Here is an 18,427-nt window from a genome sequence, read left to right on the forward strand (position 1 = left end):
AAGGACTTCTCAAAACGGGAAGTCCTTTTTCTTTGGTCTCTGTATATGCAATACACCTTTAACCATTAAGCCGCAGGCTCATTCCGTATGCCGTCTGCTTCACTCCGTTCGCTCCCCTGCATACTCCACCAGCCTGCGGCCCCCTCAGCTTAGTACAAGGGGACTCCGTCTGCCCAGAAACTTAAAAAACCAACGCAACCCGGAAGCCCAGATTGTCGCGGCGGCCGCCCGGATAGCCGTAGTTCCGAGCAGACACCCGGCAGAACCTCGCACGGCTATACCAACTGCTGCCGCGGCGCACGCGGTTGGAGCCGCTTGAAGGACCGGTAGGGTCGGTCTGAGAAACGTCACTGTAATCACTGTACCAGTCGCTGCACCATTCACACACATTACCACTCATGTCATAAATTCCCAACTCATTAGGCAACTTCGTCCCCACAGGATGAGTAGCGAATCCGCTATTTTCCCAACACCAGGCCACATCATCTATCGTATTGCTGCCGCTATATTTATATCCCCTGCTCTTCACCCCGCCGCGGGCGGCATACTCCCATTGCGCTTCCGTGGGCAAAACATAATTCTTACCCGTCAGTTTATTCAATTTTTTAACAAATACCTGGACTTCATACCAATTGACGTAATACATCGGATAGTCGTCTCCGACTCCACGAAGATCATCATACCCTTGCTCCTCCATACCCGTACCCATCACCGCCTTCCACAAACCCTGAGTCACTTCATACTTACCGATGTAATAATCGGACAAAGTCACGGAATGAACAGGTTTCTCACCACTATCATAATCCTCCCACTGCTCCTCCGTCGCACCCATAAGAAAAGTACTGCCCTCCACATAAATCATATCGAAAGAAAACCCGGAAACCGTCTCCGTATAAACAATTTTACTTCCCTGCTTTCTCAGTAGTAGTAGTACAACATTTTGTCCCTCACAAAACCAGGATGATAACACCGATAAACTATTGTTCTCCTCCGGACAAACGGTCAACCAAAAGATTCCGTCCTGTCCGGGATTGGCAGCACAAAACAAATAAGCCAAAGCCATGTTATGACTTACATCCAACGCCGCTAATTTATTGTTGGAACAATCCAATTCCGTCAACGCCTCAAAATGCTCAATTCCCCGCAAAGAGGTCAAATTGCCATTGGAAACAACCAACCGGTCGACATACTTCACATCCGCCAGTATAATCCGTGCGGCATCCGGGATATACCCTTTTTCCTGCAACACGTTGGCAAATGCGGGGTCGAAATCGGCCGTAATGTCCTGCTCGTCCCCAGGAGCAATCTCTCCGCCCTGCTGGGTGATATACAACGTGTCGGTCAACCCGATTTCCTCCCCTTTCACGGCAATCTTCACATATCGGGCCGAAGCGCCGCCGTTTGCCCCGATACGGAATTGCAGGCCCTCCGTTTCCAACGCCCGTGTCTCCACCCGGCTCACCCAATCCACATCGGCGGGAATCTCCACCCGATAGGCGATACTCGTCTCCAATTCCACCGTAAGGTCTTTACCTTCCGCCCGGACCGTAAACTTATCCCGCACCCAACGCAGGCGGGAACCCGATTGCCGGATGTACAGCGTGTCGTCAAGGGAGCCGTTGCGGTCCCTGATGACCACCTTTGCCGAACGGCTGTCGGCCTCCCCGTTCGCAGCCACCGAAAACGTCAGCCGGTCCGTACGCAACGCCCGCGTCTCCACACGGCTCACCCAGTCCGCATCGGCAGGAATCTCCACCTCATAGTCCACGTTCGTTTTCAGCTCCACGGCGATAGTCTCCCCGTCCGCAGCCACGTCATAACTGTCCTGTACCAGCAACAGGCGGTCTTTCTGCGCCTGGTAGACGTAAACCGTATCCTTCACCTCACTGCCTGCAAACACGATGTACCCCCGGCGGCTCTCCGGCTCCTCGTTCCCCGCTATCGCAAAACGGTACACCCGCGCCTCCACCGCCTTCGATTCCGGCTCCTGCGAAATCCACGACCGGAACTCCGCAGGTATGCTCACCTCATAGTCGATGTTGCTCTTCACCTCCACCGACAGCGTCCCCCCGTCCTGCGGGACCTCCAACTTGTCCTTGCTCAGCACCACCGCGTCCTTGCGCTTCTGGGTCACGCCAAGCACCTTCGCCCTGTCGCCCGCCTTGACGGTCAGGTTCACATTCCGGTCCTCCAATCCCTCATAAGCCGCCACCGTCACACCCACCACCCGGTTGCCGTTCCCCGCGTCCGCATCCACGGCACACCACTCTCCGGCTCCCTCGATTTTCCACTCCCCGCTGCAAGCAACGGTAAACACCTTCACTCCCCCCGCCGCCTCAAACACGAGGTCGCTCACGGAAAGCTCCAAAGTCACCTCTTCCGGGGTCGGCTTATCGTCCTTCCCCTCCTTTTCCACGCCCGAATCCTTGCCGCACCCGGCAAACGTCAACAGGCATAACAATCCATAAAATAATTTTTTCATCATACTACATCTGATTTAACACAATTCTTTCATTCATTTATGGAAAAACATCTTTACTTCTTTTACAGACATCAAATATCCTCATTCATTTTTCAACCACTTCCAAAGAGTTCTATTCATTATTCCCCAATATCCCTCTCTCGATTTGTTTGTTATTTCTACAATAAAAAATGCTTGTCTTTCAAAAATATCACAAGCAATTCTGTGGTAAATTTCTTCTGCTGTTAAATCGGTTTCTACCAACCAATGATTATTCCAAAAAACGTAACTTCTTCCCAACGACCTAATTCGATCTTTTAACACATCGTTTATAATACCTAATTCATGAATTACAAGAAACACTTTTTTCATACTTTTTCAATTTTCACAGTTAAAAACCTCTTCATATCCGTCTGGCGTTGTTCCCATTTTCCAGTCCACGTAACACTTAATTTTATGCGAACCGGTTTAGCATTCGTTGTATTCAAACAATACGTCAACTCCCATTTACCTTTCTTTGCCTCTATGCTACGAATAAACCCTAAAAAACAATACTGAACAGGAGTGGTACTATCCTCCTTGCCATTGGGATCGCTTTGTTGCTGCGGAGCTATCATTTCAAAAACACGTACAGACTTTTTCCCGTGGGATGGAATATAAATCATTGAACTTCGGTTATATCCCCAATTAATCGGCTCATTTCCAACAGATACAAAATCGCCATTTTTATTGTCTTCTAAAAGGAAAAATGTCGCATTTTCTAAATACAATTCGCAATTATGCGCATTGATATTGCCTTTATTAAAGAATTGTATGTAATTATAATACTTTAAAGCTCTTTTAGTTCCTCCGGTATCTTCCAATTCTTCAAAAAGATCTTCACAGCCAAGTGCTATATCAAAAGATACTTTTCTAAAACATGCCCTGATTTCATTCAAAAAAAGAGCAACAATCACAGCAGCACAAGTTCCGATTGCTTCAAATATATTTGTTACAAACTGACAGTATTCCATCTTCGATACAGATTCATCAACCAATACCTTGAATCCCCACTTGAATAGGAAAGACAATCCTAACAAACCTCCAATCACTAAAATAGCAATGATATTTATAGTCTTCATATTACATAACAATTTTACATCTTATTATACAGCTCATTTATTCGTTGAATTGCCTGTACGGTCAATTTGTTTTCATAAGTGTCTGAGGGGTTTTCCAATATCTTATGCGCTTTCAACGCTGCCGAATATACGGCACGCACTTTCATCAAGGCACATTTGCTCCTGTCCCGCCTGTTCATTCGACCGTTTGCCAACAGGTTAGCCCCGTAACAGGAATTGCAAACCGGCTCCAAATAGCAATGATGAAAACATTCTTCATCTACAAACGCATCATGGCAACTGAAATCGGTTCCCGCAATCCGTCGCATGGTTTCTTCGTCAAAAGTCATCGGTGTGAAAAACGTGCAAGGATATTTGTGTCCGTCTGTTTCATACGCTGCCATATGCTCCCCGCAGCCACACCATTTGTTTTTTTCTCTTGTGTCGGCACATTTATGTATCGCCATATTTATCAATGGCACAGGCTTCATCTCCGGATGCTCCATATAATATTTGCACAATTTCTCCAACTCTCTTGAAACAACAGCAAGATAGCGCTCATCCTCCCAATCAATGCCTTCTGCGAAATTAGTACCGGTAATGTCATAACCAAGCGAGTGTATATACACAATATTATCATAGATATCCCCAACCGTTTCTTTCGATATGGTCATCTTCACCGTTTGTTCCGGCCAACATTCTTTGAAAAAAGAGAGGTCTATTTTATCAAACGAACAACTGCGATTGATATTGTGACTGCTCCGCGTTCCATCCAAACTCAGGCTTACCCAAAAATAGCGTTTATGAACTTTGAGCCACTCTTTTATCTCCCCGTGTACCAATACACCGTTCGTTGTAGCGAAAAAGATGTATTTGTTTTTCCATTGCCGACTCCATACCCATTCACACACCTCTCTGATGACAGCAAACTCCAAGAAAGGCTCTCCCCCGAAAAAATCAATCTCCACTTCATCATAATCTTCGCCATTCAGATATTCGGCAATAATATTTTTAGCCAGTTGAATATCCATTGACTTTTTTGTCTTATGACTCTCGTAACAATATACACAGTTTAAGTTACATTGATTGGTTAACACCAATGATAAATGAAATTTTTTCATGTCCATGCTATTTTTAATACAATATAGGGGAAAGCATCCCCCTATATTGCAAAGAATTAAAAACCTCCGGCGGGAGTACCTGAACATCCCCCGACACAATCACCACTACAACTTCCATCATAACATGGACTACCATAATCGCCACGAGCATCTCCATCACACCCGCCCACACAATTTCCGCTACAGCTTCCATCATAACATCGGGAATAAGCATCCATACGACCACCGCCAACTAGACTTAATGCCGTGAAAGACAGCAGATTCAGCCTTTTAAGAATTAGTTCATTCAATAATTCAGTTAACATAGTGTTTATTTTAAATTGCCTCCACTTTATAATTAGGCTATCGGCAACTCCTTTCAATATTAGACGTCGCTCCCCCGCATACTCCATCAGCCTGCGGCCCCCTCAGCTTAGTACAAGGGGACTCCGTCTGCCCAGAAACTTAAAAAACCAACGCAACCCGGAAGCCCAGAAAGTCGTTGCGGTGGTCCGGATGGTCGCGGTTCCGAGAAGACACCCGGCAGTCCCTCGCATCGTGAAGCCAACTGCCGCCGCGGCACACGCGGCTGGAGCCGCTTGAAGGACCGGTAGGGTCGGTCTGAGAAACGTCACTGTAATCACCGTACCAGTCGCTGCACCATTCCCACACATTACCACTCATGTCATAAATTCCCAATTCATTCGGCAACTTCGTGCCGACTGAAGAAGTCGAATATTTTTCTTCACTATTTTCCCAATACCAAGCCACATCATCTATCGTATTGCTGCCGCTATATTTGTACCCCCTGCTCTTTACCCCGCCACGGGCGGCATACTCCCATTGCGCTTCCGTGGGCAAAACATACTTCTTTCCTGTCAGTTCACTCAATTTGCTGACAAATTCCTGGGCTTCATCCCAACTGACATAATACATCGGATAGTCGTCTCCGACTCCATAAAGATCACTCCCACCCGCTTTCTCCATCTGCTCCTCCACACCCGTACCCATCACAGCCTTCCACAAACCCTGAGTCACCTCGAACTTACCGATATAGTAATCGGACAAAGTCACGGAATGAACAGGTTTCTCATCACCCCACGCATCCTCTCCCTGCTCCTCCGTCGCACCCATCCGGAAAGTACCGCCCGCCACGTAAACCATATCGAAAGAAAAACCGGAAACACCCTTTTCCACGTAATCTTCACCTATAACGAGTTTATCATCGTCATCATCCTTGTGGCAGCCAGCAAACAACGCCACGCACACCACCAAATAAAAACATCTTTTCAACATAACACCTTAATTTACAGATTAAACATTCAAAAAAAATTTTCCTACCATCCCCAACGGTCCCAAAATTTAAACAAAGCAACAAGTCCGATTACAGTCCCCATCGAAACATCTACCGATATACATTTCTTCTTTTTCATATCATTTATGTTTTTATCATCATCTACTTCACTAACCGCAGGCTCATTCCGTATGCCGTCCGCTCCACTCCGTTCGCTCCCCCGCATACTCCACCAGCCTGCGGCCCCCTTAACTTAGTACAAGGGGACTCCGTCTGCCCAGAAACTTAAAAAACCAACGCAACCCGGAAGCCCAGAAAGTTGTAGCGGGAGCCCGGATCGGCGAAGCTCCGATAAGACACCCGGCAGTTCCCCGCATAGTCAAGCCAACTGCCGCCGCGGAGCACGCGGTCGGAGCCGCTCGAAGGACCGGTAGGGTCGGTCTGAGAAACGTCACTGTACAAACCCCACCTGTCGCCGCACCATTCCCACACATTACCACTCATGTCATAAATTCCCAATTCATTAGGCAACTTCGTCCCCACAGGATGAGCAGCGAATCCGCTATTACCATCATACCAGGCCACATCATCTATCGTATTGCTGCCGCTATATTTGTACCCCCTGCTCTTCGCTCCGCCACGGGCGGCATACTCCCATTGCGCTTCCGTGGGCAAAACATACTTCTTTCCCGTCAGTTCACTCAATTTGCTGACAAATTCCTGGGCTTCATCCCAACTGACATAATACATCGGATAGTCGTCTCCGACTCCATAAAGATCACTCTCACCCGCTTTCTTCCTTTGCTCCTCCACACCCGTACCCATCACCGCCTCCCACAAACCCTGAGTCACTTCATACTTACCGATGTAATAATCGGACAAAGTCACGGAATGAACAGGTTTCTCATTAGCCCACGCATCCTCTCCCTGCTCCTCCGTCCCACCCATCCGGAACGTACCGCCCGCCACGTAAACCATATCGAAAGAAAAACCGGAAACACCCTTTTCCACGTATATAACGAGTTTATCATCGTCATCATCCTTGTGGCAGCCAGCAAACAACGCCACGCACACCACCAAATAAAAACATCTTTTCAACATAACACCTTAATTTATAGATTAAACATTCAAAAAAAATTTTCCTACCATCCCCAACGGCCCCAAAATTTAAACAAAGCAACAAGTCCGATTACAGTCCCCATCGAAACATCTACCGATATACATTTCTTCTTTTTCATATCATTTATGTTTTTATCATCATCTACTTCACTAACCGCAGGCTCATTCCGTATGCCGTCCGCTCCACTCCGTTCGCTCCCCGCATACTCCATCAGCCTGCGGCCCCTCAGCTTAGTACAAGGGGACTCCGTCTGCCCAGAAACTTAAAAAACCAACGCAACCCGGAAGCCCAGAATGCCGTCGCGGGAGTCCGGACCGCCGTCGTACCGAGAAGACACCCGGCAGTCCCTCGCATCGTGAAGCCAACTGCCGCCGCGGACCACGCGGCAGGAGCCGCTTGAAGGACCGGTAGGGTCGGTCTGAGAAACGTCACTGTAATCACCGTACCAGTCGCTGCACCATTCACACACATTACCACTCATGTCATAAATTCCCAATTCATTCGGCAACTTCGTGCCAACTGAAGAAGTCGAATATTTTTCTTCACTATTTCCCCAATACCAGGCCACACCATCTATCGTATTGCTGCCGCTATATTTGTACCCCCTGCTCTTTACCCCGCCGCGGGCGGCATACTCCCATTGCGCTTCCGTGGGCAAAACATACTTCTTTCCTGTCAGTTCACTCAATTTGCTGACAAATTCCTGGGCTTCATCCCAACTGACATAATACATCGGATAGTCGTCTCCGACTCCATAAAGATCACTCTCACCCACTTTCTCCATCTGCTCCTCCACACCCGTACCCATCACAGCCTTCCACAAACCCTGAGTCACTTCATACTTACCGATATAGTAATCGGACAAAGTCACGGAATGAACAGGTTCCTCATCATACGTCGCACCCATCCGGAACGTACCGCCCTCCACGTAAACCATCTCTATCTCACCCTTTTCCTGAACAACATAAACCGTATCTTCCAACCTATTGACTGTGTCATGAAAAATAATATATCCTACACGCTTCTTAGGGATACCATTTCTTTTAACCACAAAATCATACGTCGCGGAAATAATCGCTTTCGTCTCCTGAACCTGACTTATCCAAGTAGGTAAATCCACCACATACTCCACTCTGTCATAAATACTCTGCACCTTCACTGAAATCGTGCCGCCATCCGCTGACACATGAATCGTGTCCTGCGCTATATGCATGGCTTTCTCCGGTTTCTGCTTCACTTTCAGTTCCCTTTTCTTTTTGCCCGACTGCAAGGTCACCACCGCTTCCCGTACATCTCCCCAACCCTGATAAGCCTCCGTCATGACGGAAACCGTCAAATTACCGCTACCGGCAGGAAAATTCGTCTTACACCAATCCTCGGAGCAGAAAATCTCCCAGTCACCGTTGCTCGTCACAGTGAAATCCTGCGTACCGCCTTCCTGCTCAAACAACAACTCCGGCGTCGAAATCTCTAACGTCACACCAGACGGTTCATCCGAATCATCGTCATCCCCCGGACGGTCCGGTACCTCCGGCTTGTCCGGGTCGTTTGGCCCTATCGGCTCATCCGTACCACCCGTACATGCCGTCGCCAAAAAGACGGCACACACCACCAAATAAAAACATCTTTTCAACATAACACCTTAATTTATAGATTAAACATCATATCTATCTTTTGTGACCGTTCACTACAAGCGTAGGAGGGTGGCTCCTACGCTCAAAGGGGGAGGGGTCCTACGTCCGTAGGGGATATTCCACTACGCCCGTAGGGGACACTACCCTAATTTTGCTCTTCCGGTTCGGCAACGTTCAGCACTTTCTCGAAACGGGTCGTGCGGGCCTGTTTCAGCACGCTGTTGCTCGACGAGAACTGGGTGGTCAGTTCCAGATAATAGTCGCCGGGCGCCAGCTTCGGCACGCGGAAGGACAACGACGAGGGGTTGTTCACCGTCAGACGCCGCATATCCACTGCCACCACACTGCTATCGTCCACCCGGCGGAAACAAATGCCGTTGCCCTCGTGCTCGCCGGCAATCTGGATGTTGCGCCCTCTCACCGTCACCGTTTCGTCCGGCGTTACCAGGCCGTTCAGCTCGCCCGTCCACGTGTCGGTCACTCCGACAATCTCCGGACCGGCAGAGGAAATGCCAAGCACTTCCACCCCCACCTGCTTCATGCCCTCGCGCAGCGAGGCACCCAACTGGAAGTTCACGCCCACTTTGTGGCGGCTGTCGTCCAGTGTCTCGTTTTTGTCGTGCCACACACCCGACACGCTCGGATAGGCGTAGAACACGCCCGTACCCACGCTGAATCCAGCCAGCAATTTGTTGCGGATGATGCGGTCGCCCCGGTTCAGGATGTCTATCAGCGTCTCCAATTGGAACTCGCAACCCTCCGCCTGCAACGCTTTCGCGATGTCTTCCGTGGTCACCATGTTGCCCGATTTTACTTTCAACGTAAAATCGTTCGGGTCCTCCGTCAGTGGATTATCCACCAACCAACCCTGCCAGAATACGGTTTTCTTTGCCATAATTTCAATGTTTTTAGTTTGTCATTATCTGCCCCTAAAAACATTACCAACCGGAGTCACGTTTCTACAACTCCTGTTTATATCCAATAAAAACGTCCGTTTTTTTCTTTGTTTGGAAGAGAGTCATGCTCTTTTCATGCAAGAACATTAATATTTTGAAAATAAAGCTATTGTGTTTACGCTTTTTTATTATGTTTGTGAATCTTTCTTAAGAAGTGTTACCAAAAAAACGGACGTTTTTATTGGATGATTTTACAACGGTATACCCATCAAAATCAGCCGTTTAACAGAACCGCCAGGACCGGTCCTCTCCATTTTCCTGTTTTCAGCCTACATTTCCGAAACTCTCATTCAGATTTTCAGATAAAAAATTGGATAATTTCATCCCAAGCCCTACTTTTGTTCCCACATTCAAACGGGGCGTAGCGCAGTCCGGTAGCGCATCTGCCTGGGGTGCAGAGGGTCGCAGGTTCGGATCCTGTCACCCCCGATTTTTTGTTTATATTTGCCCATACAAAACTCACGATTATGACGACAGCATGCGAACACCCGGAAAACGCTCCGGAATACGAAGGATTGAAAGTCAATAAGGGAATCGAGCAACCCGATCCCATGAACCCGAACATCGCTGCACGGTTAAAGAGCATCCGGAAAAGGGAACTGACTGCGGACGATTATGTCGAAGGCATCCTGAAAGGCGATATCAACATACTCAGCCAGGCCATTACCCTGGTGGAAAGCGCAAAACCGGAGCATCAGCTCACCGCACAGGAAGTCATCAACCGGTGTCTTCCCTCGTCCGGACGTTCCGTCCGCATCGGCATCACCGGAGTGCCGGGAGCCGGGAAAAGCACCTTTATTGAAAGTTTCGGCAAATACCTCACCGGGGAAGGCCATAAAATTGCAGTCCTGGCTATAGACCCGAGCAGCGAGCGCTCCAAAGGCAGCATCCTCGGCGACAAGACGCGCATGGAAGAACTGTCGTGCGACCCGCACGCCTACATCCGCCCTTCCCCCTCCGCCGGTTCGCTGGGAGGAGTGGCCCGCAAAACCCGCGAAGCGATGATTCTGTGCGAAACGGCGGGATTCGATACCATACTCATTGAAACCGTGGGTGTGGGACAAAGCGAAACGGCCGTCCACTCGATGGTGGATTTTTTCCTGTTGGTGCAAATTGCCGGGGCCGGCGACGAACTGCAGGGCATCAAACGCGGCATCATGGAAATGGCCGACAGCATCATCATCAACAAGGCAGACGGCAACAACATCCAACGGGCGGAACTCGCCAAGGCACAATTACAGACAGCCCTGCACTTCTTCCCGCCCCACGAATCGGGCGTTATGCCGAAAGTGATGACCTGCTCTGCCTACGAACGTACAGGCATTGACTCCATCTGGGAACACATCCTGCACTATTGCAGCGAAACCCAGCAAAACGGTTACTTCGAATACCGCCGCGCCGAGCAGGCCAAATACTGGATGTATGAAACCATCAATGAACAACTGCGGAACCGTTTCTATCAAAACCAGAAAGCCAACCTCAAAACGGCCGAGGAACAGGTGATGAAAAACCAGGTCAGCTCATTTGCTGCCGCTTTCGACCTGCTGGAACGCTATTTCAACCAGGGATGATTTCAAAAGGCCCCCCAACGGAACAAACCCGGAAAGCCGACCCAAAAAGCTTTCCGGGTTTGTTTCACCAGCATCAGGATAAAAAGACAGGGAAATCGCCCAGAAAAACAAATCCACGCGCCGGTTCAATCCTGCCACACAGATGCGTCACCCCATTGGTAATAGCCACATAAGGAGCCTCGAGGGTCATATTGTAGCGGAATGCCTGGTCGAAAACCCGCTGGTTCAACCCAACGGAAGGGGCCTTACATTCAATCAGCAGCCAGGGATTTCCCTGACGGTCGAAAACCACAACATCAAAACGCCGCCGCAAACTGTAAAGCGGAATCTCTTTTTCCACCGCAATCAACGCCGCAGGCACTCTTTTCTCTTCCATAAGGTAATGGATAACATGCTGACGGACCCATTCTTCCGGAGTCAAGACCACATATTTCTTCCGGACGACATCAAAAATCAAAACCGACCCGCTTTGTCTTTTTACTTTATATTCAAAAGGCGGTAAGGACAATTCCAACATAAACAAACCATTTATCGTTCAGACCTTATTCTCAGAAAACTGCTGTCTCCATAACTCAAAAAACGGAAATCATGCTTCAAGGCATAGTCATAGATCCGCCGCCAATCCTCACCCACTGCCGCCCCCACCAATAGCAGCAAAGTGCTCTGCGGCTGATGGAAATTGGTGAACATGGCACCGACAACACGAAAGCGATAACCCGGCACAATAATAATAGTGGTCCTCGCCTTCAACACTTCCAGATGAGTCTCTTCAAACCATCCCGCCAGGGCTTCCAGGGCTTCCCGCAAAGAATACCGCCCCGGCAAAGCATAGGCTTCCCATTGGCCCAGTATAAAAAAATCCTCTTCTCCCGCCAACCGCTTCACCCCCATCCAATAAAGACTTTCCAAAGTCCTTACGGAAGTGGTTCCCACGGCAACCACATCCCCGGATGTATGCAACAAGGCATCTATCAAGGTGCGGGAAATCACCAGGTGTTCCGTATGCATTTCATGGCCTCCGACGGTGTCTGCCTTGACGGGACGGAAAGTGCCGGCACCGACGTGAAGGGTCAGCTCGGCTATCTCGACCTCTTTCTGTCTCAGATGCGATAAAATATCCCGGGTAAAATGCAACCCGGCAGTAGGCGCAGCCACCGAACCTTCCTCGCGGGAATAAATCGTCTGGTAGCGGATTTCATCGGATGCTTCCGACTCCCTGTTCAGATAGGGGGGGATAGGTATCTTTCCACATTCCTCCAGCACTTCGCTAAAAGTAATATCCCGGTTCCAGGCAAAATGCACAACGACTTCCCCCTGCCGTTGTTCCACCGCAGTCGCTTCCAGCACACACTCTCCCTCTCCCATCCCGAAACGGCAGGAGATCACCCCTTCTTTCCATTTTTTCAGATTACCGACCATACACTTCCACCAACACTCCCGGCGGGCCGAAAAATTGCAGGCATAATCCGCCGGCTTGTAAGGTTCCAGGCAAAAAACCTCTATCACTGCCCCGGTCGGCTTCCGGAAAAAAAGACGGGCATGTATGACTTTGGTATTGTTAAAAACCAAAGTCTGCCCCGGGTGCAGCATGTCGGTCACATCGGAAAAACGCCGCTCACAAATGTTCCCCTCCTCATAAACCAACAACCTGGACGCTTCCCGCCGGGCTAAAGGGAATTTCGCAATCCTCTCCTCCGGAAGTTCATAGGTATAGTCTTCTATTCTGATATTTTTGAAGTCTTCTACTGCCATTTTCATTTTGCCGTTTGACGATTATATCCTAATTTTATTGCCGAAAAGCGGACAAAGATAAGAAAAACAAACGGTCAAATGAAGCCCGGAAACTTCTTTAAAACCCGATAACCCCTTTTCCCGACTGGAAACCATGAAAACGAAAAAAGAAATTGTAGACAACTGGTTGCCCCGCTATACAGGGCGTCCGTTAAAAGATTTCACGAAATACATCTTACTCACCAATTTTGAATACTATCTGGAATTGTTTTCCGAAATATACCAGGTACCCATCGTGGGGGAAGACAAAACGATGCCCAGCATCTCCTGTAACGGAATAACCCTCATCAACTTCGGCATGGGAAGTCCCAATGCCGCTACGGTTATCGACCTTTTATCCGCAGTGGAACCCGAGGCTGTCCTGTTCATCGGAAAATGCGGCGGCATCAAAGCCAAAAACTCCGTAGGGGACTACATCCTTCCCATCGCCGCCATCAAAGGAGAAGGGACCTCAGACGATTACCTGCCCCACGAAGTACCGGCCCTGCCGGCTTTCAGCATACAAAAAGCATGCTCCAAAGCCATCACCAACCGGGGACACCACTACTACACGGGAGTCGTATACACCACCAACCGCCGGGTGTGGGAATATGACGACCGATTCAAGGAATACCTGAAAAGCACGCGGGCCATGGCCGTAGACATGGAGACAGCCACCATCTTCACCGTAGGCTTCGCCAACCGCATCCCGACAGGAGCTTTACTCCTGGTGTCAGACCGCCCGATGATTTCGGAAGGGATAAAAACAGCAGAATCGGATAAACAGGTTACCCGGAATTTTGTAAGGCAACACCTGGAAATCGGCATAGAAGTACTATCCAATATCCGGGACAAAAATTACTCAGTCAAACACCTGATATTTTAAATTTTCCCCATGACTAAAACCGGTTTCTGTTTTTTTGCCTTTTTACTTTGTCTTTCTCTCTGTTCCTGTCGCCAAAAATCCTCCCAAACCACAGCTGACACCCGGATAGAATGGAAAAAGAAAAACTGGGACTTCGGCAATATCACAGCCGGAGAAGAGGTGAGCCATACCTTTTACTATAAAAATACCGGTCCCTGCCACCTCATTCTGAAAAAAACCGAAACAGGATGCGGTTGTACCACCGTAAACTACGATCAGGCCCCTTTAGCGCCGGGCGAAGAAGGAAAAATTGAAATTGTTTTCAACTCGAAAGGCAGATTCGGCAAACAATACAAAGAAATCCGTATATTTGCAAATATTCCGGAAAAGTACTCCACCCTGAGTTTTACGGCCAATATAAAAGAATGATGAAAAAAGAAATGGAATATAAATCAAATTCAGTAACAAAATCATGAACACACTATTTATTGTATTACAACAACAAACAGCCAACGGATTGGCCAGTTTTTTACCTTTGATTCTAATTATCGTAGTTTTCTGGTTCTTTATGATCCGGCCTCAGATGAAGAGACAAAAAGAACTGAAAAACTTCCGCGAAGCCCTCAAGAAAGGGGATAAAATCGTGACTACGGGAGGTATTTACGGCAAAGTGCAGGAAATCGGCGACTACTACATCATTATGGAAGTAGAAGGCCAGAACCGGTTAAAAATCGACAAATCGGCCATCATAAAAGACATGACCGACGCTACCCCGGCAAAATAATTCCCGGCTTGCCTGTAAAAGAAAGATTTCCGGTCCGTAATAGCACCGGAAATCTTTACACCATTCTTTAAATCAGCACCATACCAGACGTTTAGACTTTACGCCATGCCGAATTTTTCAACGCTTATCTGTGAAATCAGGAAACTCAGGAATGTTCGTCTGAATAAAAACATCATCACTTATTTCATCTGTGTTACCATTGCTTCCATCCTATGGTTTCTGAATGCCCTCAATAAAGACTATTCGGCAGAAATCTCATACCCGATAAAATACATTAACCTGCCGGAAGGGAAGTATCTGGTTACCCGATTGCCCTCCCGTCTTTTATTGGATGTAAAGGCCAAAGGCTTTGCCTTATTGGGACACAAAATCCGTACCTCTTTTCTTCCCATTACATTCAATCTGGAGTCCTACCACAATCGTCTGACAAAAAAAGAGCATATTTTTGAATACACTCTCCGCCTCAACGATATGAAGGACAAAATCAGCAATCAGCTCAACACTGAAATCAAGTTATTGAATACCCACCCCTCTGAAATCATTTTCCGGTTTGCCGAAGCCCAGAACAAAAAGGTAGCAATCCAACCCCAGGTCGACTATACATTAAAAAGACAATATATTTTAAATCAAATTACAGTAAATCCGGACAGCATCACCGTCAGCGGTCCCGCCCCGATACTTGACACCCTGCAATATGTCCGGACAGCTAAGTGGAAGGTGAAAGAACTGAATAAAACGCTCCGGCATACCATGGAACTTCTGCCGCTGCCCAATTGCCAGTACAGTCAGACAACCGCAGAGCTCACCCTGGAAGCAGAACAATTTACCGAAGTGAAAAAGACCATTCCCATTACACCCTACGGTGTTCCGGGGAACATGAACATCCGGCTCTTCCCGGCAGTCGTAAACATCAGTTATGAAACGGGCCTCAGCAAATACGACCAGGTAACGGACCACGATTTCGTATTTTACGTCGATTATCCGACCGATACGGAGATTTCCTATCTGGAAGTCAAAACAGGGAAAGTCCCGGATTTTATTAAAAACCTGACCTACACCCCCCAAAAAGTGGAATATATCCTGGAAAAGAAATAGGACATGCAAACCATAGGACTGACAGGAGGCATCGGTGCCGGTAAAAGTACCATTGCCCGGATATTGCAACAGCTTGAATATCCGGTTTATATTGCGGACAAAGAAGCAGCCCGGCTGATGAATACCGACGAACCCATCGTCCGGGAACTGAAAAAAAGATTCGGGGACGGACTTTATTGCCCTTCAGGAATATTAGACAAAAAAAAATTAGCCGGCCTCATCTTTAATAACAAAACCGCTCTATCGGAAGTCAATGCCATCGTCCATCCCCGGGTAATGGAAGATTTCCGGCAATGGACACAAAAGCAACGCGCTTCTTTGGTTTTCTTTGAATCGGCAATTTTATTTGAGGCCGGGCTGGATGCTCATTTCCAACACACCATTTGCGTAACCGCACCCCTCCCCCTCCGTTTACACAGGGTGGTCCTGCGAGACCATACCTCAGCCGGGAAGGTGGAGGAACGCATGAAAAACCAAATGGACGATGAACAGAAATGCCGGAAAGCAAGCTTTGTCATTTATAACGATGAAGCCCACAAAACACTGGAACAAACACTTTCACTCATAAACAAATTAGAAACCAACACCATTTAACTGATATGGCAAAATATGGAAAATGGATCGGGGCAGGTCTCGGTTTCGCCATGGGCGGCCCCTTAGGCGCATTATTCGGCTTGTTTCTCGGCTCAATGTTCGACAATATCCAAACGCTTCCCCTGACTTCCGAAGAACAGGGCGTTCCTTTCCCCGGAAGCGGCAGAGGAGACTTCATGTTCAGCCTGACCGTGCTGGCAACCTCCGTGATGAAAGCCGACGGCAATATGATGCGTTCGGAACTGAACTATGTCAAAGAATTTCTGAAACACAATTTCGGCATAGAAGCCACCCGGGAAGCAATGGGCATGATCAAAGAACTCAGCAGCCGCGAAATACCCGTATCGGAGGTTTGCGCACAGATCCGTTACCACATGGACATGCCGGCCAAAACACAACTCCTATACTTCTTATTCGGTATAGCCAAAGCCGACGGAAAAGTGAGCGACCTGGAAATCCGGCTCCTGGAAAATATTTCGGACCAGCTCGGCATCGGAAAAACAACCTTTCTGTCGGTCAGATCCATGTACTACGACGACCTCGAATCTGCCTACCAAATCCTGGAAATCACCAGTACGGCCACCAACGAAGAAGTGAAAAAAGCCTACCGCAAAATGGCCATAGAAAACCATCCGGACAAAGTCGGGCACTTAGGGGAAGACATCCGGAAAGCGGCAGAAGAAAAATTTACCCAAATCAACGTCGCCTACGAAAAAATCAAAAAACAGAGAGGGATGGTTTAATCCGAAATATTTTCAATTTTCAATAAATTACCTTAGTTTTGCAGCTCATTTGTAAAATTTCAAACAGAGAATTATGTTAAAAGAGATTTTATCCATATCAGGAAAACCCGGTTTGCAAAAACTGATCAGTAATTCCTCCAATGCCATCATTGTAGAATCGCTTATTGACGGGAAACGCTTCCCGGCCTATTCCAACGCTAAAATCATTGCGCTGGAAGATATTTCCATTTATACGGAAGGAGAAGACTTGCCCCTGAAAGAAGTGTTCAGACGCATCCACACCAAAGAAGGAGGGAAAGCCTGCCTGAGCCATAAGGACGCTACTGAAAAAATAATCTCTTATTTCAGTGAAATCGTTCCCGAATACGACCAGGACCGGGTATACGTATCGGACATGAAAAAAATCATACAGTGGTACAACCTCTTATCGGACAAAGGTCTCCTTCATTTTGAAGAAGAAGACAAATAAAGTCCGGAAACATGTTTCAATTCAAACAATTCACCATCCGTCAGGACCGCACTCCCATGAAAGTCGGAACGGATGGTGTATTGTTGGGCGCATGGGCCGCCACAGAAAAAGCACTTACAATTTTGGATGCAGGGACCGGAACAGGAGTGATTGCCCTGATGAGTGCGCAACGGAATCCCTTGGCCCGGATTGATGCCATAGAAATCGAACCGGACGCCTGCCGGCAAGCTATTGAAAATATCCGGGCAAGCCGCTGGAAAGAACGCATACAGGTTTGGGAGTCCGCCCTCCAGACCTTCTCCCCTCCCCATCTTTACGACTGTATCGTATGTAATCCTCCTTTTTTCATCAACTCGACCAAAACTCCCGACCGGGGCCGTACACTCGCACGCCACACCGACAGCCTGCCACATGAAGAATTACTGAAACACGCTTCCCGTCTGTTAGCCCCCGCAGGAAACCTCTGTGTCATCCTCCCGGCGGAAAATGAAGAGTTATTCCTCCGACAGGCCGGAAATGCCGGTCTCTATGCACAACACATCACGCGGGTACACCCGATTCCCGGAAAACCTCCGAAACGATGCCTGCTGCGTTTAGGCCGGAAACCTGTGGATACGCCAACGGAAGACCACCTGACCATAGAACTCAGCCGTCATCAGTACAGTGAAGAGTATATCAGGCTGACACATGAATTTTATCTTTATTTATGATTTTATAAATTATTAAGAAGTAAAGCGCATATCCTTCGTTTTTCCCGTCAAGATTTAACTATACCTTAACTATAAATCCCTAAAATTCATCTTACATTTGTATTGTCTGAATGAGGACATTTTTTTCATAAGTTTGTATGTTTAGGTTAGTAGTTAGTAAA

At 47.9% G+C, this 18,427-nt stretch carries 20 protein-coding genes and 1 tRNA gene; 10 read left to right on the forward strand and 11 right to left on the reverse strand.

What is annotated here, in order from left to right; genetic code table 11:
• Positions 1–181: 181 nt before the first annotated feature.
• The 9 genes from D1136_RS05815 to D1136_RS05855 form a co-directional block, all read right to left on the reverse strand.
• Positions 182–2,485, reverse strand: a complete 2,304-nt coding sequence (locus tag D1136_RS05815; protein ID WP_161876678.1) for an SUMF1/EgtB/PvdO family nonheme iron enzyme — start codon at positions 2,483–2,485, stop codon at positions 182–184.
• A 78-nt stretch (positions 2,486–2,563) separates the two neighbouring features.
• Positions 2,564–2,833, reverse strand: a complete 270-nt coding sequence (locus D1136_RS05820) for a hypothetical protein (protein ID WP_161876679.1) — start codon at positions 2,831–2,833, stop codon at positions 2,564–2,566.
• Complete coding sequence (locus D1136_RS05825; protein ID WP_161876680.1) at positions 2,830–3,582, reverse strand: hypothetical protein; 753 nt, start codon at positions 3,580–3,582, stop codon at positions 2,830–2,832. Before D1136_RS05825 ends, D1136_RS05820 begins: the two co-directional genes overlap by 4 nt.
• Positions 3,583–3,596: 14 nt before the next feature.
• On the reverse strand, positions 3,597–4,769 hold the full coding sequence (locus D1136_RS05830) for a radical SAM protein (protein ID WP_370461317.1): 1,173 nt from the start codon (positions 4,767–4,769) through the stop codon (positions 3,597–3,599).
• Positions 4,696–4,878 (reverse strand): hypothetical protein, encoded by a 183-nt coding sequence (locus D1136_RS05835; protein WP_161876682.1) that lies wholly within the window; start codon positions 4,876–4,878, stop codon positions 4,696–4,698. Before D1136_RS05835 ends, D1136_RS05830 begins: the two co-directional genes overlap by 74 nt.
• A gap of 248 nt (positions 4,879–5,126) precedes the next feature.
• Entirely contained in the window at positions 5,127–5,957 is an 831-nt protein-coding gene (locus tag D1136_RS05840) for a formylglycine-generating enzyme family protein (RefSeq protein WP_161876683.1), read from the reverse strand.
• 283 nt (positions 5,958–6,240) lie between these two features.
• Entirely contained in the window at positions 6,241–7,056 is an 816-nt protein-coding gene (locus D1136_RS05845; RefSeq protein WP_161876684.1) for a formylglycine-generating enzyme family protein, read from the reverse strand.
• A gap of 281 nt (positions 7,057–7,337) precedes the next feature.
• Positions 7,338–8,711 carry an SUMF1/EgtB/PvdO family nonheme iron enzyme gene (locus D1136_RS05850; RefSeq protein ID WP_237566999.1) on the reverse strand — a complete coding sequence of 458 codons (1,374 nt, stop codon included), beginning with the start codon at positions 8,709–8,711 and terminating at the stop codon, positions 7,338–7,340.
• 143 nt (positions 8,712–8,854) lie between these two features.
• Positions 8,855–9,604: a DNA-binding domain-containing protein gene (locus D1136_RS05855; protein WP_161876685.1), complete on the reverse strand. Its 750-nt coding sequence runs from the start codon at positions 9,602–9,604 to the stop codon at positions 8,855–8,857.
• A gap of 417 nt (positions 9,605–10,021) precedes the next feature.
• Here D1136_RS05855 and D1136_RS05860 point away from each other — a divergent pair.
• A tRNA-Pro gene (locus D1136_RS05860) sits at positions 10,022–10,094 on the forward strand.
• Between the two features lie 38 nt (positions 10,095–10,132).
• Positions 10,133–11,236 (forward strand): methylmalonyl Co-A mutase-associated GTPase MeaB, encoded by a 1,104-nt coding sequence (meaB, locus tag D1136_RS05865; protein ID WP_161876686.1) that lies wholly within the window; start codon positions 10,133–10,135, stop codon positions 11,234–11,236.
• Between the two features lie 73 nt (positions 11,237–11,309).
• On the opposite strand, the gene D1136_RS05870 is transcribed toward meaB, so the two are convergent.
• Complete coding sequence (locus tag D1136_RS05870; protein WP_161876687.1) at positions 11,310–11,753, reverse strand: type I restriction enzyme HsdR N-terminal domain-containing protein; 444 nt, start codon at positions 11,751–11,753, stop codon at positions 11,310–11,312.
• 11 nt (positions 11,754–11,764) lie between these two features.
• A complete protein-coding gene (locus D1136_RS05875; protein WP_161876688.1) occupies positions 11,765–12,994 on the reverse strand; it encodes an S-adenosylmethionine:tRNA ribosyltransferase-isomerase in 1,230 nt (409 codons plus the stop codon).
• A 127-nt stretch (positions 12,995–13,121) separates the two neighbouring features.
• Between D1136_RS05875 and D1136_RS05880 the strand changes: the two genes are divergently transcribed.
• The 8 genes from D1136_RS05880 (at position 13,122) to D1136_RS05915 (ending at position 18,266) form a co-directional block, all read left to right on the forward strand.
• The gene (locus D1136_RS05880; RefSeq protein WP_161876689.1) at positions 13,122–13,892 is read left to right on the forward strand and encodes an AMP nucleosidase; all 771 of its coding nucleotides are present in this window, start codon (positions 13,122–13,124) and stop codon (positions 13,890–13,892) included.
• 9 nt (positions 13,893–13,901) lie between these two features.
• The gene (locus tag D1136_RS05885; RefSeq protein ID WP_161876690.1) at positions 13,902–14,300 is read left to right on the forward strand and encodes a DUF1573 domain-containing protein; all 399 of its coding nucleotides are present in this window, start codon (positions 13,902–13,904) and stop codon (positions 14,298–14,300) included.
• Between the two features lie 43 nt (positions 14,301–14,343).
• Positions 14,344–14,655 (forward strand): preprotein translocase subunit YajC, encoded by a 312-nt coding sequence (yajC, locus tag D1136_RS05890; protein ID WP_161876691.1) that lies wholly within the window; start codon positions 14,344–14,346, stop codon positions 14,653–14,655.
• Between the two features lie 105 nt (positions 14,656–14,760).
• A complete protein-coding gene (locus D1136_RS05895; protein WP_161876692.1) occupies positions 14,761–15,750 on the forward strand; it encodes a CdaR family protein in 990 nt (329 codons plus the stop codon).
• A gap of 3 nt (positions 15,751–15,753) precedes the next feature.
• Positions 15,754–16,344, forward strand: a complete 591-nt coding sequence (gene coaE, locus D1136_RS05900) for a dephospho-CoA kinase (protein ID WP_161876693.1) — start codon at positions 15,754–15,756, stop codon at positions 16,342–16,344.
• A 5-nt stretch (positions 16,345–16,349) separates the two neighbouring features.
• Positions 16,350–17,087, forward strand: a complete 738-nt coding sequence (locus tag D1136_RS05905) for a TerB family tellurite resistance protein (RefSeq protein WP_161876694.1) — start codon at positions 16,350–16,352, stop codon at positions 17,085–17,087.
• 73 nt (positions 17,088–17,160) lie between these two features.
• Complete coding sequence (locus D1136_RS05910) at positions 17,161–17,556, forward strand: DUF5606 domain-containing protein (RefSeq protein WP_161876695.1); 396 nt, start codon at positions 17,161–17,163, stop codon at positions 17,554–17,556.
• Between the two features lie 11 nt (positions 17,557–17,567).
• Positions 17,568–18,266 (forward strand): tRNA1(Val) (adenine(37)-N6)-methyltransferase, encoded by a 699-nt coding sequence (locus D1136_RS05915; protein ID WP_161876696.1) that lies wholly within the window; start codon positions 17,568–17,570, stop codon positions 18,264–18,266.
• The last annotated feature ends 161 nt before the right edge of the window (positions 18,267–18,427 follow it).

Origin of the sequence: Odoribacter sp. Z80 (assembly GCF_009935865.1) — a bacterium.
Lineage (GTDB): Bacteria > Bacteroidota > Bacteroidia > Bacteroidales > Marinifilaceae > Odoribacter.

Excerpts from the sequence above, each read along its gene's own strand:
- D1136_RS05815 (WP_161876678.1), bottom strand. The coding sequence starts at position 2,485 with ATGATGAAAAAATTATTTTATGGATTGTTATGCCTGTTGACGTTTGCC.
- D1136_RS05820 (WP_161876679.1), bottom strand. The coding sequence starts at position 2,833 with ATGAAAAAAGTGTTTCTTGTAATTCATGAATTAGGTATTATAAACGAT.
- D1136_RS05825 (WP_161876680.1), bottom strand. The coding sequence starts at position 3,582 with ATGAAGACTATAAATATCATTGCTATTTTAGTGATTGGAGGTTTGTTA.
- D1136_RS05830 (WP_370461317.1), bottom strand. The coding sequence starts at position 4,769 with ATGTTCAGGTACTCCCGCCGGAGGTTTTTAATTCTTTGCAATATAGGG.
- D1136_RS05835 (WP_161876682.1), bottom strand. The coding sequence starts at position 4,878 with ATGATGGAAGCTGTAGCGGAAATTGTGTGGGCGGGTGTGATGGAGATG.
- D1136_RS05840 (WP_161876683.1), bottom strand. The coding sequence starts at position 5,957 with ATGTTGAAAAGATGTTTTTATTTGGTGGTGTGCGTGGCGTTGTTTGCT.
- D1136_RS05845 (WP_161876684.1), bottom strand. The coding sequence starts at position 7,056 with ATGTTGAAAAGATGTTTTTATTTGGTGGTGTGCGTGGCGTTGTTTGCT.
- D1136_RS05850 (WP_237566999.1), bottom strand. The coding sequence starts at position 8,711 with ATGTTGAAAAGATGTTTTTATTTGGTGGTGTGTGCCGTCTTTTTGGCG.
- D1136_RS05855 (WP_161876685.1), bottom strand. The coding sequence starts at position 9,604 with ATGGCAAAGAAAACCGTATTCTGGCAGGGTTGGTTGGTGGATAATCCA.
- meaB (WP_161876686.1), top strand. The coding sequence starts at position 10,133 with ATGACGACAGCATGCGAACACCCGGAAAACGCTCCGGAATACGAAGGA.
- D1136_RS05870 (WP_161876687.1), bottom strand. The coding sequence starts at position 11,753 with ATGTTGGAATTGTCCTTACCGCCTTTTGAATATAAAGTAAAAAGACAA.
- D1136_RS05875 (WP_161876688.1), bottom strand. The coding sequence starts at position 12,994 with ATGAAAATGGCAGTAGAAGACTTCAAAAATATCAGAATAGAAGACTAT.
- D1136_RS05880 (WP_161876689.1), top strand. The coding sequence starts at position 13,122 with ATGAAAACGAAAAAAGAAATTGTAGACAACTGGTTGCCCCGCTATACA.
- D1136_RS05885 (WP_161876690.1), top strand. The coding sequence starts at position 13,902 with ATGACTAAAACCGGTTTCTGTTTTTTTGCCTTTTTACTTTGTCTTTCT.
- yajC (WP_161876691.1), top strand. The coding sequence starts at position 14,344 with ATGAACACACTATTTATTGTATTACAACAACAAACAGCCAACGGATTG.
- D1136_RS05895 (WP_161876692.1), top strand. The coding sequence starts at position 14,761 with ATGCCGAATTTTTCAACGCTTATCTGTGAAATCAGGAAACTCAGGAAT.
- coaE (WP_161876693.1), top strand. The coding sequence starts at position 15,754 with ATGCAAACCATAGGACTGACAGGAGGCATCGGTGCCGGTAAAAGTACC.
- D1136_RS05905 (WP_161876694.1), top strand. The coding sequence starts at position 16,350 with ATGGCAAAATATGGAAAATGGATCGGGGCAGGTCTCGGTTTCGCCATG.
- D1136_RS05910 (WP_161876695.1), top strand. The coding sequence starts at position 17,161 with ATGTTAAAAGAGATTTTATCCATATCAGGAAAACCCGGTTTGCAAAAA.
- D1136_RS05915 (WP_161876696.1), top strand. The coding sequence starts at position 17,568 with ATGTTTCAATTCAAACAATTCACCATCCGTCAGGACCGCACTCCCATG.